Here is a 13,960-nt window from a genome sequence, read left to right on the forward strand (position 1 = left end):
ACGAAGTATTGTAAATAAAGAAGCCAGTAAATGAATTTATAAAAAACTCATTTACTGGCATTTTTGCTAGGAATTATGTCCCAGCCTCCCTTTTACATTGTAAACCTAAGTAGATGAACGGCTAGATAGTGGTTATTGATGATATAATATAAAAGTCGCCTATTTCTCTCAGGCGTCAAATTGACGTAGAGAGGAGGTGCATCATTTTGTTAATCGTTTTCGTTCACATCATAGCACCAGTCATCAGTGGCTGTGCTGTTGCGTATTATACTTATTGGCTTAGTAAACGCAACAAATAATTAATAGGCGACTATAAGCTAGCACCATAAAAAATCCCCTCACTATTGCCGTAGTGAGGGGATTGGTGCATTAATTGCTAATCATTTTCGTTAAGTAAATTATAACACTGCTTAATAGTGAAATGCAAAAAGCAATCTTTTATTGAGTAGTGCTTGTATTTGATAAATATAGGTTATTAAGGCATTTTAAAGGAATTTAAATTGCCCCTTTTTGCATCGTAAACCTGAGTAGATGAACGACTAGATAGTGGTTATTGATGATATAATATAAAAGTCGCCTATTTCTCTCAGGCGTCAACTTTGACGTAGAGAGGAGGTGTAATTATGCTTGATAACTTTGTTCACATCATAACCACAGCAACGAGTGGTTGTATCGTCGCATTATTTGCGCATTGGCTACGCAATCGCAACGATAAGAAAAGATAGGCGACTATAGCCACACCTAAAAAATCCCCTCACTACTACCGATAGTGAGGGGATTGGTGCATTACGCTTAATAACTTTGTTAACTAAATTATAACACTGCTTAATAGAGAAATGCAAAAAGTAACTTTTAATAGAATGTATTTTTACACTCTTAATTATTGTGGTGTTCTAAATCATTATTTACGTTTAGCTAAGTCTGCTTTAAACTCAATTTCCGCAATATCATAATTATACTTTTCCAAAAGTATTGTATATTTCAAGAAATAAATGATGCCGAAAGTCATTGTTGTAACAAATAGTAAGAATTTATACATTTGTGTGTCCTCTTATTTCATATTTTATTCAATTTAACTATTTTGATTATACCATTAATCTGGAAAATAATTTTTAAATCATCAATCAATTTATTATAGATTAAAAATAAAAACACTTGTTTTCTCGTGTTAATACAGAAAACAAGCGTTTTAAAGTAATATTAATTAACTTCACAAGCCCTGCCATCTTTGTCACGATCTAAACTATCGTCATAAGCTGGACTTCCTTTAACAACACCATTTGGGTATACCTGTCTTAATGCAGTACAATTTGCGAAACTAGTAGCGCTAGCAGATTCACTGGCATTTGCTACACTTTCTTCTTGAGTAGATTGAAGTTCATTACTATTTTCTTCAGTTGAACTATCTTGTAAATTAGTATCTTTATTCTCTTCTTTAGTTAGTGGCTCTTTATAATAAGAATCATTGTCCTTTTCATTATTTTGAGAATTGTCATTCTCCTCGTTCTGCTCATTATCGTTTTCTTCAGCACTTTCTTGCGTTGCAGTTTCTTGACTGCTAACCTCTTTTAAGTTGTCTTCTGAAGTCTCGTCTTCAACTGTATCTTCTTCTGTACTTTTTTCTTGAGTTCTTTTTTCAGAAGTAATTTTATCTTCATTATGAGTATCATCTTTAGGTGTAACAAATATAGCTTTACATCCACCTATTAACATAATTAATAATATTAAAACTCCAAAACAACCTAGACACCCACAACAACCTCGAGAACCGTTATTATCCATTTTTATTCTCCCTTTTAAATAATATTATGTATAAATTAATTGTAAAATACATTATAATTAATTTCAATTTTAATTTTAAAAACGAAATATTTAAAAAGTGGATAAAAAATATAGCTTTAACAAATAAAAAATAGCTCGTAAGAACATGTTTGTTAATCAAGTCTTACGAGCTACCACAATATGATTGATATTTAATTATTTATATCTTCATTTAAAATTTAATTACCATACGTCCGGTAATTGTTCCTTCTTCCATTTCTTCAAAAATGTCATTAATTTCTTCTAATTTACGAGTTTGAACTTTTGGTACAACTTTTCCTTCTGCAGCAAATTGGAAAGCTTCTTTCAAGTCTTGACGTGTACCCACTAATGAACCAATGACTTCAATGCCATCAAGTACTAAACGTGGGATTTCTAAATCCATTTTTTCCACTGGTAAACCAACCGCTACGACACGTGCGCCCGCTTTAACAACATCTACTGCTTGGTTAAATGGTGTTTTAGCTACAGCTGTTACTACAGTAGCATCTAATCCTTTATCATCTGTAAGTTGATTAACTTCTTCTACAGCATCTTGATTATTAGTGTTTACGACAGCATCTGCACCTAATTTCTTAGCAAAAGCTAATTTATCATCGCTAATATCAAAAGCTACCACTTTTGCGTTAAAGACATTTTTCGCATATTGAAGCGCTAAGTTACCTAACCCACCAACGCCAAAAATACCAATCCATTGACCTGGTCTAATATTACTTACTTTCACGGCTTTATATGTCGTTACTCCAGCACACGTAATTGATGAAGCTGCTGCTGGATCCAAATCTTCAGGAACTTTCACTGCATAATCAGCTGTGACAATGACTTGCTCAGCCATTGCACCATCGACTGTATAACCAGCATTTTTCACGTCACGACATAGCGTTTCGCGTCCTGTAGTACAATATTCGCAATGCCCGCAGCTTTCAAACATCCAAGCGATAGATACGCGGTCCCCTACTTTAAGTGACTCTACATCTTCTGCGACTTCAACTACTCGACCGATTCCTTCATGACCTAACACGCGTCCTGTGACATCACCGAAATCGGCATTTTTAACATGTAAATCTGTATGACACACTCCACAATATTCTGTCTGAACTAAAGCTTCACCAGGTTCTAATTGACGTAATTCTTTATTCTCAACACTTACTTTATGATCTTGAGTTACTACTGCTGCTTTCATGGTAAACCACTCCTTGTCCAAGTATAATTTTTGTGTATCTTTACAACTAAGTATATTATATGTAATCGCTTACAAATATGGAAATATTTTAACTTTATATATTTGTATTTACATTTTTGATTTCAAAGATATTGAGCAAAGTTTATGATACTCATTGTAAGGCTTAGCTTTATGTGCATGTCTACCTACTCACACTCCCCATTAATGCAGAGTTATTAAATATGATATAATTTGAATTGTAAGAAATTTATCATTTCGTAGTTATTATGCATTATCATCATGTTTTATGGAGGGAAGAACTATGAAAACGCACGTCCTATATGGTAAGTCTGAAATAGCAGTTAATGTACCTGATGATAGTACAGTCATTGAACCACAAAATATTGAAGCGTTAGAAGATTATACTTCAGCTATTCAAGATGTTTTAAGAAACCCTACAGGTTCTAAACCTTTAAAAGATATAGTTAAAAGCGATGATATCGTTTCAATTGTAATTAGTGATATTACTCGTCCTACACCTAATCACATTTTAGTTCCTTTACTAATTGAAGAATTAAGTCACGTACCACGTGAAAATTTCGTCATTATTAATGGTACTGGCACACATCGTGATCAAACACGTGATGAACTGATTCAAATGTTAGGTGAAGACATCGTTGATAGCGTAAAAATTGTTCATAATCATTGTGATGAAAAAGAAAGTCTAGTTAAAGTTGGACACAGTAAATATGGTTGTGACGCTTATTTAAATAAAGATTATGTAGAATCTGACTTTAAAATTGTCACTGGCTTTATTGAACCACATTTCTTTGCAGGCTTTTCGGGAGGCCCTAAAGGCATTATGCCTGGTATCGCAGGTCTTGAAACAATCAAAACTTTCCATAATGCGAAGATGATTGGCGACCCTCGTTCTACATGGGGTAACTTAGAAGATAATCCTGTACAAAACATGGCTCGCGAAGTGAACAAAATGTGTAAACCTGACTTCTTATTAAACGTAGCTTTAAACAAAGATAAAAAAATCACTGCTGCCTTTGGTGGTGAAGTGTTTGAAGCGCATAAAGAAGGTTGTGCTTATGTTAAAGAACACGCTATGTTTAAATGCGATGACCGTTTTGATATCGTTATCGCCTCAAATTCAGGTTATCCTCTAGACCAAAACTTATATCAAACGGTTAAAGGTATGAGTGCAGCTAGTAAAGTTGTTAAAGAAAATGGATCAATTATCATGGTATCTGAATGTGCAGATGGTTTCCCAGACCATGGTAAATTCGCTGAAATATTTAAAATGGCGGATACACCTCAAGGTATCTTAGACCTTATCCATGATCCTAACTTTTCAGAAGTAGACCAGTGGCAAGTTCAAAAACAAGCAAGCATTCAAACATTCGCAAATGTTTACGTTTATTTACAACTGACAGACCAACAGTTAAAAGATTCAATGTTGAATCCAACTTCAAACATCGAACAAACGATTGCTGAATTAGAAGAACAAGCAGGACGCAAATTGAGTATCGGCGTTATGCCACAAGGACCATTAACAATTCCATATGTAGAAGAATAATTAGGCGCGTTGTTATATTAATCAAAAATAAAAAGACGGATAGAAAGTCCTTAGCAATCGAGAAAACGCAATGCGTAATGAAGTGTGAAGTGAGTTTACTATACGTAAATGAGCAATTTAAGCATAAGTTGCCGAAGAGTGAAAGGGCTTGTCTACTGTCTAGAATAATTGGAAGGAATGATAAACATGACTGAATTAAACAATAAAGAATTAAAATTAGACACATTATTAAAAGAGATGAAAAGCGTTGTCATCGCCTTTTCAGGTGGTGTAGACAGCAGTCTAGTTCTTAAAAAAGCGATAGATGTATTAGGCACTGAAAACGTTAAACCAGTTGTTGTGAAATCTGAACTTTTCAGAAACGAAGAATTTAACCAAGCGATTGAGTTAGGTCGTGAGCTAGGCGTTGAAGTGATGGAAGCTGAAATGGCTGAATTAGAAGATGCAAACATCGTGAAGAATACACCTGAAAGCTGGTACTACAGTAAACGTTTAATGTATGGCAAATTAGATGAAATTAAAGAAGAATTAGGCTTTAATTACGTGTTAGATGGCATGATTATGGACGATTTAGAAGATTTCCGTCCAGGTTTAAAAGCACGTGAAGAATTTGGCGTTCGTAGCGTCTTACAAGAAGCAAGCTTATATAAAACTGAAGTGCGCGAATTAAGCCAACAACTTGGTTTACCAGTATGGAATAAACCTGCGTTATGTAGCTTAGCTTCACGTATCCCTTACGGTGAAGAATTAAGCTTTACTAAAGTAAACAAAGTAAATGAAGCTGAAAAACACATCTTAAGCCTAGGCGTAAATAACGTACGTGTACGTTATCACCACAACATTGCGCGTATTGAAGTATCAGAAGATGATTTAATGACAGTGATTAACAACAAATCAAATATCACATTACGTTTAAAAGAACTTGGTTTCGATTATGTCACTGTAGATTTAGAAGGTTACAGAACAGGTAGCATGAACGAAGTGATAGATACAGATACAACTAAACTAGTATAAGGAAGTATACACATGAGTAAAGATTCTAATTTTATTGAAGACTTGCTCGAAAGTGTAAAATCAAATCAAATATCTATTGATGAAGCTAAAGCCCAACTCAGTCATTATGACGAATTGGGCTTTGCTAAAATTGATTTACATAGAGCAAAGCGCCAAGGCTTTCCTGAAGTTATCTTCGGTCAAGGGAAGACAAAAGAACAAATTAATCAGATTATTACAAGTTTACTTCAACATGAAACTACTATACTCGCTACACGTGTAAACGAAGCTAAAGCATCTCATGTTTTAGAACACCATCCTGAATTAGAATATCACCCTGAAGCACAAATCATATGTACACCAATTGATACCATCAAAAAATCAAATCATTATATCTCAATATTATGTGCTGGTACATCTGACTTTCCTATTGCTGAAGAAGCTGCTATTACCGCTGAAGTTATGGGTATACAAGTAAAACGTTTCTATGATGTAGGTGTTTCTGGTATTCATCGTTTATTTGAGCAAATTCAAGAAATTCGTCGTGGTAAAGTATCAGTGGTGATAGCCGGAATGGAAGGCGCACTCGCAAGTGTAGTTGGTGGATTAGTTGACCATCCAGTTTATGCAGTTCCTACAAGTATTGGTTATGGGGCGAATTTAAATGGTGTCACTACCCTATTATCAATGGTTAATTCATGCGCACCAGGTACTAGTGTTCTTAATATAGATAATGGATTTGGCGCTGGCTATAACGCTGCAATGATTATTAATATGTTAGAAAATAAATAGAATGGAGTTACAAACATGAGTAATGCATTATATTTAGACTGTCATGCGGGTATTGCTGGGGATATGTTATTGTCTGCATTAGTAGATTTAGGAGCTAATCCTCAAGCTATTGAAAATGAACTAAAAACATTACCTATCGATGATTTTAAGCTTCATTTTGAAAAGAAAATTAAACAAGGCATCCATGCTATGACTTTAAAAATTGACTTCCACGAACATCATCACCATCGCAAAGCTGCTGATATCTTTAAAATGATTGATGAAAGTCACTTAGCAGATCGCGTTAAAGAACGTAGTAAAGTAATATTTGAAACAATTGGCTATGCAGAAGCTAAAATACATGGCATGACAATTGAAGATGTTCATTTCCACGAAGTAGGCGCAATGGATTCTATTATAGATATTATCGGTGGCTGTATCGCATTGGAACAATTAGGTATCGATACATTATACTGCTCACCTATTCCCACGGGTAATGGCAAAATTAATATCGCACATGGTATTTATCCAATACCTGCTCCAGCTACGGGTGAAATCTTAAAAGGTATTCCGTTAGCTGAATTCGATGTGGCAAGTGAATTAACGACGCCAACAGGTGCTTCATTCGCTAAAAGCTTAGTGACTCAATTCGGACCATTTCCATCTGCGACTATGAAAGAAATTGGATATGGCGCAGGAAATAAAGATTTCGACTTTCCAAATGTACTACGTGTTATTCAATTTGAAGATGTATCACCACAATCTAATGATCAAGTACAAGTGATTGAATGCCAGATTGATGATATGACCCCTGAGATGCTAGGCCACTTTATGGATACTGCCTTACATGAAGGCGTGTTAGATGTATATTACACACCTATTACGATGAAAAAGAACCGACCTGCTGTTCAACTCACTATTATTTGTAAAACTAGTGATAAACAACACATTGAAGACTTAGTTCTAACACATACTTCTTCTCTAGGTGTACGTAGCTATTCAGTTAATCGCCAAATTTTGAGTAGAACATTTCGTAAAGTGAATACTTCATATGGGGAAGTTATGATTAAATTTTCTTTAAAAGAAGGAAAAATACTAAAAATGAAACCTGAATTTGAAGATATAAAACTAGCAAGTAAACATGCTAGCCTATCACTACAAAGCGTATATAATGAGGTTATGAAGGCCGTTTATAACCAATTTAGTATTGGTGATACTTTAGAAGAATAGAATTTGATGTTCTCCAACCACCAAGCGACAATAAATACTATAATTCTCCCCACCATTGGTCTATCAATGATGGGGATTTTATATCATTTAATTACTCAAATGCTTTAAACAATTCATCACTAGAATTATTCCACATATCTTCGTTATGTGATTTTAAAAAGTCTTTGAGTACTTTTTTGTTATCTTCACCGATTTGATCGATGATAAATTTATGTTTCATAGATTTATCCATCATATTTACGTGTTCAGGCATACTTTTATATCCTCTACGGATACTTTTGTTAACAAGCAAGTAGCAAGCAGTGACACCAGCATAATATGGACCATTTTCACCGCGTTCAGTAGTTACCCAACAAAGCCAATATTCTTTAGCTTCGTCACCTTCAACTTCTTCTTTCTCATTAATCCATTTTACGCCTTTTTCAACTTGAGCACGTGCATGCATTCCACCAATATCTATAAACGCTTCTTTATTCGCTACATCTATAAATACAGGTGCAATATTATCTAAACTAATCGATCCGATATTTGTACCTTTATGGCCATCTAGAGGATCATTCTTAATAATATTAAATTTAAAACCTTTGTTCTCAGACACGCGTTACACCTCCAACAAACTTAAATTCCATAGCATATCATACGTGTTATATGAAAAAGTTTCAATTTCCTAATTTAGTTCGTTCAATAAATTAATAATTGAACCTTTAACCTGTGGGTCTTCAATATTAAGTATCATTTCTTTAGGATAATACAATTTATAATCTTCACGGTTTATACCTGTAATACTTGAAATAACTAGAGATTGACTACTAATTTCCTTAATACTACCGTTTCGTCTTAATAAATGAATAGGCTTGCGATTAGAACCGGGACGGTCATAGTCATATGGTAAATCCGAAAAGGCTTCACTAACGAAATAATAATTCGGATCTATGCCACCTTCAATAAATAGTTCTTGTAGTTCAGTAATTGTAATAATTGAACCATCAAATGGAATATATTTAAATAAATCGCGATTGATAAATCGTCGTGCTAAATCACTAAGTATGGCATCTTCTTCATCAATCCACTTTTTCAAATAATATAAAACGACAACTTCGTCTAATTCAACATATTGTTCAATCGTAATATTCCCTTCAAAGAAAGGTACAAAATCTTCTGGGTACATCTTGAAATGATATCCCTCTTGATACAAGTGTTTTACTCGTTTCAAGCAATTATTTAAAAGCACCTCTCCCCCTCGACTGACCGGGTGGAAATAAATTTGCCAATACATTTGATAGCGACTCATAATGAAATTCTCTACCGCGTGCATCCCACTTTCTTTGATAAGCACTTCTTTTTTAGAAGGTCTCATTAAACGTAAAATACGTTCCATGTCGAATGTGCCATAAGACACACCTGTAAAATAGGCATCACGTTGCAAATAGTCCATGCGGTCAGCATCAATTTGCGAAGAAATCATAGAAATGACTAATTTATTTTCATGTGTTTTATTAATGACATCAGCCACATCTTGTGGAAACGTCTTAGATACGCGACTTAAAACTTCATTTACTTCAGTGCCACCAGTGATGATAGCTTGCGTAAATGCTTCATGGTCTGTGTTAAATATCTTTTCAAAGCTATGAGAAAAAGGACCATGACCTAAATCATGTAATAAAGCTGCACATAAGGCTAGCGGTCTATCCTCATTGTTCCAAGCTTCACGCCCTACAAATGATTCATCAATCATACGACGTACAATCTCATAAACACCTAAAGAATGACCAAAACGACTATGTTCTGCAGTATGAAAAGAAAGATAAAGTGTGCCTAATTGCTTAATGCGACGTAAACGTTGAAATTCTTTTGTCTTAATTAAATCCCAAATAAGCTGATCTTTGACATGAATGTATTTATGAATAGGGTCTTTAAATACTTTCTCTTCAGCTAATTTTTGTTCAACATAAGGTGTTTGCGTCAATGTCATCCTTCCTTTCATAAGAACATGCACTTTTATTTATAAATTCTTCTTCATTAAAGCTAAGTCTAATTGTTCGCCATACATTTCTGGTTGGTAAGAACGTACAATTTCAAAGCCGTGATTTTGATAATATTTGATTGCACCCTCGTTCTTATTATCAACTTCAAGGTAAACAACATCATATTTACCTTGGAAATGTTCTAAACCTTTCTCAAGTAAACTTGTACCATGGCCTTTGTGCTGAGATTCTGGATGAACGTAGTGTGCTGACAAATATAATTCTTTACCATAAATAAAATTAGCAAATCCTACGATTTCCTCTTCTTCCTCAGCTACTAAGAAAAGTTGTTCTTCTAAACGTTTTTTTAAATGTGATTCATTATACGAAGCAGCAAGTAACTCGTTAATTGTTGATGCAGCATAAATGTTTAAATAAGTGTTATACCATGCTTTAGTAGCCACATCTCTGATAGCTACAACGTCATTTGCTGTTGCTTCTCTGACTTTAAACATACTTGATTCTCCTGACTTTACAATGGAATTAATAATCGAATTATATCATAGTCTGTAGTTAAACGCTTATTATGTAAGTAAACCTCAGACTTATAATCCAGAACGTGGAATTACTTTTCTATTACTTAGCCTAATGTCTCATTCCACTCTTTAGCTCTTCCTAAGGCAAATGTATCTTTCATAATATCACCTGGTCTTTCAGCCGTACCAACGATATATCCATTTAGCTCGGCTCCAATAAAGTCCAACGTGTATTTCATTTGAGTAATACAAGGTTTAGCTTTAACTTTAGGACAATCTCCCCCAACTAAAATAAGACGGAAATCTATTTTAGCCATTTTTTCCTTAAAGTCTTTATAGTTAGGATCAATCAGTGTTTCAGACCAATGATCAATAAATGCCTTTAATGAAGCTGAAATACTGTACCAATAAACAGGTGACGCGAAAATAACTGTATCACTTTCTAAAACCTTATCGATAATTTCTTTATAATCATCAGGATACGTTTCAATATCTTCCTTCTCATGACGTAAATCTCGAACCGGATTTAATTGATATTGCGTTAAATCTATCCAATTATAATCCAAACCTTCTAAAGCATATTTCGTAATTTGTGCCGTATTACCTTCTGGACGACTTCCCCCAAATAAGACAGTTATCATCTAACATTCCTCACTTTCTAGAAACCCATGAACTTGTTAATTAATTTCATGCAATATATATAAATTAATATAATTATTCTTAAATAAAATACTAAACTTCATTTATTTTACTATAAAAATTAACTATAATTCTCTTCAAAAAAAATGTAAATTCAAAAATTACTAAAGTTAGTTTAAATTAACTTAATAAAAAGTAAATATCTCCACACTCTTTTTGTACCCCATCACTGCATTTTTATGTAATAAATTTATAAAATATTTAACTATCCCTTAATTCCTTCTATATTTAAAAGCTCCTACACCTTTATAAACGGAGTAGGAGCTTAAATTACTCTAACTTATTTAAATATTTTTACCTTTTATTCAATAGGGAAAAGTTCATCAATTTTTTTGATTTCCTCGTCTGTTAGCTGTACATTCGCCGCTTCAATATTCTCAACAACTTGTTCAGCACGTTTAGCACCCGGAATTACCACATCTAGTGCCGGACGTGTTAAATAAAACGCTAATACGACGTTAGCAATTGAAGTATTGTGAGCTTCAGCAATACTACTCAATTCTTTTACACGACGCACATTATCTTTGAACACTTCAGGTTGGAAATCGCGACGTCTAGCGCGGTGATCATCAAATGTTTGATTTTCATCATATTTACCGGCTAAAATACCAGACGCTAATGGGAAATATGGCACAAATGTAATGTCATTTTCAGCTGCATATTTCATCACTTCTTCATTTTCACGATGCAATAAATTATATTCTAATTGCACAACGTCTACGTAGCCATCCTTATTCGCTTCTTTAAGTTGATCTAACGTGAAATTAGAGACGCCAATCGCTTTAATTTTACCTTCTTCTTTTAATTCTTGTAATGCAGCAACAGCTTTATCTTTAGGCGTATCTTCATCTGGAAAATGAATATAGTATAAATCAATATAATCTACTTGAAGACGTTTCAAACTATTCTCAACTTGTTGCTTTAAATACTCAGGATCATTGTTTTGGACAACGTCATCATTTTCTTTAATAACGTGAGATCCTTTAGTCGCAATTTGAACTTTCTCACGAGGATATTCTTGGACTACTTGTCCAACCAATTCTTCAGAACGTTCTGGCCCATAAATATATGCCGTATCTAATAAAGTAATACCATTATCTATCGCTTTACGCACAACTTCCTTACCTTGTTCTTCATCTAAATTCGGATATAAATTGTGTCCACCTACCGCGTTTGTACCTAATGCGATGGGAAATACACGTACATCTGATTTACCTAATTGTACTAAGTTTGCCATTTAATATCGCTCCTTTATCTTCAATTCACTACTTATAGTTTACCCCAATACCTATGATACATTCATCTTGACTAAATTGTAAAAATATACTTTAATGTAACTAATCAAGTTACATTAAAGGGATGACATTATGAATTTAGAATTTAATATCGCACTTCACGTTCTAACTTTTCTAACTAAACACAAAGACCAACATTTCAATAGCCAAGACCTAGCTCAGCTTACCTGTCTCAATCCAGTTCAACTACGTCGCGTCACCACTATATTGAATCATCATGACTATATAGACACCCTTCGCGGAAAAGGCGGAGGCTACCGAGCTAACGATAGCACCCCCTCTATCAAGCTGTCTACACTTTATCAGCTTTTCGTGTTAGACAAAGCTAACACGCAACGCATCTTTACAGGTAGCGAGCAGAGTCATTGTAAGATATCGAGAAACATTGCACACACAATGAATCGCTACAAAGAACAAGAAATAGCTTTAGCCCTCGACTTTTATAGTAACTTGACAATTAACAATGTACTCAAAGAAACACTCCAGGAGGAAACAACACATGACACATTATAATCTTTTAATCATTGGTTTCGGTAAAGCCGGTAAAACACTTGCCAAATACGCAGCATCACAAGGACAACAAGTCGCTTTAGTAGAACAATCATCAGATAATTATGGCGGCACATGCATCAACCACGGATGTATACCTAGTAAAGTGCTTGTGCATGATGGTATTGATGGTGCCGAATTTGGTCCTGCATTTTCAAGAAAAAAAGAAGTGGTTAGTGCTTTAAATAAAAAGAATTACGCTAATTTAGCAAATGACGCAAATATTGAAGTTCTCAACTTTAAAGCTCAATTTAAATCAAATACTGAAATTGAATTATTGAATGAAGATGGCACCGTTGCGCAGACAGTCACAGCAGATAAAATCGTGATTAATACGGGTGCGAAATCTAATATTCCTAAAATCGAAGGTCTTGATACGGCACAAAATGTGTACGATTCACGCGGTTTATTAAATATTGCGTTTCAACCTAAAGATTTAGTGATTATTGGTGGCGGTTATATCGCATTAGAATTTGCATCGATGTTCGCAAATTTTGGCTCAAACGTTACTGTCGTGGAATATGGCAAACACATTATGCCACGTGAAGATAGCGAAGTAGTAGAATACGCATTGAGAGACTTGAAAGATAAAGGAATTACGTTTGTCACTGAAGCAGAAACACACGCGTTTAAAAACGCAGGACCGCATACAATAGTTGAAACTTCGAAAGGCACATTTACAGCTGATGCAGTCTTACTAGCCACAGGACGTGTGCCTAATACAGACTTAGCGCTTGAAAATACTGACATCCACCTTGGGGAACGTGGTGAAATTAAAGTTAATTCGCATCTTCAAACGTCAGTCGAACACATTTATGCAGCTGGTGACGTTAAAGGTGGCCTGCAATTTACTTATATTTCATTAGATGACTTCAGAATTTTAAAATCTGAATTGTTTGGTAATGGTGACCGTACAATAGAAAATCGTGGTGTTATTCCATATACTGTCTTTATTGATCCGCCATTCTCTCGCGTTGGATTAACTGCGAAAGAAGCCGAAGCACACGGCTATGATTATATTGAAAATAAATTAGCTATTAACACTGTACCTCGTCATAAAATCAATAACGACCCACGCGGTTTGTTTAAAGTTGTTATTAATAAAAAGAATAATGAAATTTTAGGCGCTACGTTATATGGCAAAGAATCAGAGGAAATTATTAATTTAATTAAATTGGCAATTGACCAGCATATTCCTTACCAAGTTTTAAGAGATGGTATTTATACTCATCCAACAATGATAGAATCTTTTAACGATTTATTTAATATTTGACGAATTGTAATATTAAGTGCAACACTAATAAAATTCCATAAAAAAGGCCCATGATTGGCACTTTATTGTAAGATGTTAATAA

Annotated in this window: 16 protein-coding genes; 8 read left to right on the forward strand and 8 right to left on the reverse strand. The window is 34.3% G+C overall.

Annotated elements, in window-relative coordinates; genetic code table 11:
* Positions 1–206: 206 nt before the first annotated feature.
* Both CD128_RS11830 and CD128_RS05715 read left to right on the forward strand, forming a co-directional pair.
* Positions 207–299: a type I toxin-antitoxin system Fst family toxin gene (locus CD128_RS11830; protein ID WP_108738924.1), complete on the forward strand. Its 93-nt coding sequence runs from the start codon at positions 207–209 to the stop codon at positions 297–299.
* Positions 300–623: 324 nt separating this feature from the next.
* Positions 624–725, forward strand: coding sequence for a type I toxin-antitoxin system Fst family toxin (locus CD128_RS05715; protein WP_167797510.1), 102 nt, complete (start codon positions 624–626; stop codon positions 723–725).
* Positions 726–901: 176 nt separating this feature from the next.
* Here the strand turns inward: CD128_RS05715 and CD128_RS11835 are convergent, their stop codons facing one another.
* The 3 genes from CD128_RS11835 to adhP all read right to left on the reverse strand — a co-directional run bounded on the left by CD128_RS11835 (position 902) and on the right by adhP (position 3,004).
* A complete protein-coding gene (locus tag CD128_RS11835) occupies positions 902–1,039 on the reverse strand; it encodes a hypothetical protein (protein ID WP_167797509.1) in 138 nt (45 codons plus the stop codon).
* 161 nt (positions 1,040–1,200) lie between these two features.
* Positions 1,201–1,782 carry an excalibur calcium-binding domain-containing protein gene (locus CD128_RS05720; protein ID WP_103329077.1) on the reverse strand — a complete coding sequence of 194 codons (582 nt, stop codon included), beginning with the start codon at positions 1,780–1,782 and terminating at the stop codon, positions 1,201–1,203.
* A gap of 211 nt (positions 1,783–1,993) precedes the next feature.
* The gene (gene adhP / locus CD128_RS05725; protein ID WP_103329078.1) at positions 1,994–3,004 is read right to left on the reverse strand and encodes an alcohol dehydrogenase AdhP; all 1,011 of its coding nucleotides are present in this window, start codon (positions 3,002–3,004) and stop codon (positions 1,994–1,996) included.
* Between the two features lie 301 nt (positions 3,005–3,305).
* On the opposite strand from adhP, the gene larA reads away from it, so the two are divergent.
* The 4 genes from larA (at position 3,306) to larC (ending at position 7,562) form a co-directional block, all read left to right on the forward strand.
* Complete coding sequence (gene larA / locus CD128_RS05730; RefSeq protein WP_103329079.1) at positions 3,306–4,568, forward strand: nickel-dependent lactate racemase; 1,263 nt, start codon at positions 3,306–3,308, stop codon at positions 4,566–4,568.
* Positions 4,569–4,754: 186 nt separating this feature from the next.
* The gene (gene larE / locus CD128_RS05735; protein WP_167797508.1) at positions 4,755–5,582 is read left to right on the forward strand and encodes an ATP-dependent sacrificial sulfur transferase LarE; all 828 of its coding nucleotides are present in this window, start codon (positions 4,755–4,757) and stop codon (positions 5,580–5,582) included.
* A gap of 12 nt (positions 5,583–5,594) precedes the next feature.
* Positions 5,595–6,353, forward strand: coding sequence for a nickel pincer cofactor biosynthesis protein LarB (larB, locus tag CD128_RS05740; protein ID WP_103329080.1), 759 nt, complete (start codon positions 5,595–5,597; stop codon positions 6,351–6,353).
* A gap of 15 nt (positions 6,354–6,368) precedes the next feature.
* Positions 6,369–7,562 carry a nickel pincer cofactor biosynthesis protein LarC gene (larC, locus tag CD128_RS05745; RefSeq protein ID WP_103329081.1) on the forward strand — a complete coding sequence of 398 codons (1,194 nt, stop codon included), beginning with the start codon at positions 6,369–6,371 and terminating at the stop codon, positions 7,560–7,562.
* A 91-nt stretch (positions 7,563–7,653) separates the two neighbouring features.
* On the opposite strand, the gene CD128_RS05750 is transcribed toward larC, so the two are convergent.
* The 5 genes from CD128_RS05750 to CD128_RS05770 all read right to left on the reverse strand — a co-directional run bounded on the left by CD128_RS05750 (position 7,654) and on the right by CD128_RS05770 (position 11,998).
* Positions 7,654–8,160 carry a YwhD family protein gene (locus tag CD128_RS05750; protein ID WP_103329082.1) on the reverse strand — a complete coding sequence of 169 codons (507 nt, stop codon included), beginning with the start codon at positions 8,158–8,160 and terminating at the stop codon, positions 7,654–7,656.
* 69 nt (positions 8,161–8,229) lie between these two features.
* Complete coding sequence (locus CD128_RS05755) at positions 8,230–9,534, reverse strand: HD domain-containing protein (RefSeq protein ID WP_197730780.1); 1,305 nt, start codon at positions 9,532–9,534, stop codon at positions 8,230–8,232.
* Between the two features lie 30 nt (positions 9,535–9,564).
* Positions 9,565–10,041: a GNAT family N-acetyltransferase gene (locus CD128_RS05760; protein WP_103329084.1), complete on the reverse strand. Its 477-nt coding sequence runs from the start codon at positions 10,039–10,041 to the stop codon at positions 9,565–9,567.
* A gap of 125 nt (positions 10,042–10,166) precedes the next feature.
* Entirely contained in the window at positions 10,167–10,703 is a 537-nt protein-coding gene (locus tag CD128_RS05765) for a flavodoxin family protein (RefSeq protein ID WP_103329085.1), read from the reverse strand.
* Positions 10,704–11,062: 359 nt separating this feature from the next.
* On the reverse strand, positions 11,063–11,998 hold the full coding sequence (locus CD128_RS05770; protein WP_103329086.1) for an aldo/keto reductase: 936 nt from the start codon (positions 11,996–11,998) through the stop codon (positions 11,063–11,065).
* A 130-nt stretch (positions 11,999–12,128) separates the two neighbouring features.
* On the opposite strand from CD128_RS05770, the gene hypR reads away from it, so the two are divergent.
* Both hypR and merA read left to right on the forward strand, forming a co-directional pair.
* Positions 12,129–12,569 (forward strand): redox-sensitive transcriptional regulator HypR, encoded by a 441-nt coding sequence (gene hypR, locus CD128_RS05775; protein ID WP_103329087.1) that lies wholly within the window; start codon positions 12,129–12,131, stop codon positions 12,567–12,569.
* Positions 12,556–13,878 (forward strand): hypothiocyanous acid reductase MerA, encoded by a 1,323-nt coding sequence (gene merA / locus CD128_RS05780; protein WP_103329088.1) that lies wholly within the window; start codon positions 12,556–12,558, stop codon positions 13,876–13,878. Before hypR ends, merA begins: the two co-directional genes overlap by 14 nt.
* Positions 13,879–13,960: the final 82 nt, after the last annotated feature.

This window comes from Staphylococcus croceilyticus (genome assembly GCF_002902575.1).
In the GTDB taxonomy this organism is placed as follows: Bacteria; Bacillota; Bacilli; order Staphylococcales; family Staphylococcaceae; genus Staphylococcus; species Staphylococcus croceilyticus.

Bases quoted from the DNA above. Each gene is read 5' to 3' on its own strand.
- larA (WP_103329079.1), top strand. From the start codon at position 3,306: ATGAAAACGCACGTCCTATATGGTAAGTCTGAAATAGCAGTTAATGTA.
- CD128_RS05770 (WP_103329086.1), bottom strand. From the start codon at position 11,998: ATGGCAAACTTAGTACAATTAGGTAAATCAGATGTACGTGTATTTCCC.
- merA (WP_103329088.1), top strand. From the start codon at position 12,556: ATGACACATTATAATCTTTTAATCATTGGTTTCGGTAAAGCCGGTAAA.
- CD128_RS05715 (WP_167797510.1), top strand. From the start codon at position 624: ATGCTTGATAACTTTGTTCACATCATAACCACAGCAACGAGTGGTTGT.
- CD128_RS05720 (WP_103329077.1), bottom strand. From the start codon at position 1,782: ATGGATAATAACGGTTCTCGAGGTTGTTGTGGGTGTCTAGGTTGTTTT.
- CD128_RS05755 (WP_197730780.1), bottom strand. From the start codon at position 9,534: ATGACATTGACGCAAACACCTTATGTTGAACAAAAATTAGCTGAAGAG.
- CD128_RS05765 (WP_103329085.1), bottom strand. From the start codon at position 10,703: ATGATAACTGTCTTATTTGGGGGAAGTCGTCCAGAAGGTAATACGGCA.
- adhP (WP_103329078.1), bottom strand. From the start codon at position 3,004: ATGAAAGCAGCAGTAGTAACTCAAGATCATAAAGTAAGTGTTGAGAAT.
- larE (WP_167797508.1), top strand. From the start codon at position 4,755: ATGACTGAATTAAACAATAAAGAATTAAAATTAGACACATTATTAAAA.
- larC (WP_103329081.1), top strand. From the start codon at position 6,369: ATGAGTAATGCATTATATTTAGACTGTCATGCGGGTATTGCTGGGGAT.
- larB (WP_103329080.1), top strand. From the start codon at position 5,595: ATGAGTAAAGATTCTAATTTTATTGAAGACTTGCTCGAAAGTGTAAAA.
- hypR (WP_103329087.1), top strand. From the start codon at position 12,129: ATGAATTTAGAATTTAATATCGCACTTCACGTTCTAACTTTTCTAACT.
- CD128_RS11835 (WP_167797509.1), bottom strand. From the start codon at position 1,039: ATGTATAAATTCTTACTATTTGTTACAACAATGACTTTCGGCATCATT.
- CD128_RS05760 (WP_103329084.1), bottom strand. From the start codon at position 10,041: ATGTTTAAAGTCAGAGAAGCAACAGCAAATGACGTTGTAGCTATCAGA.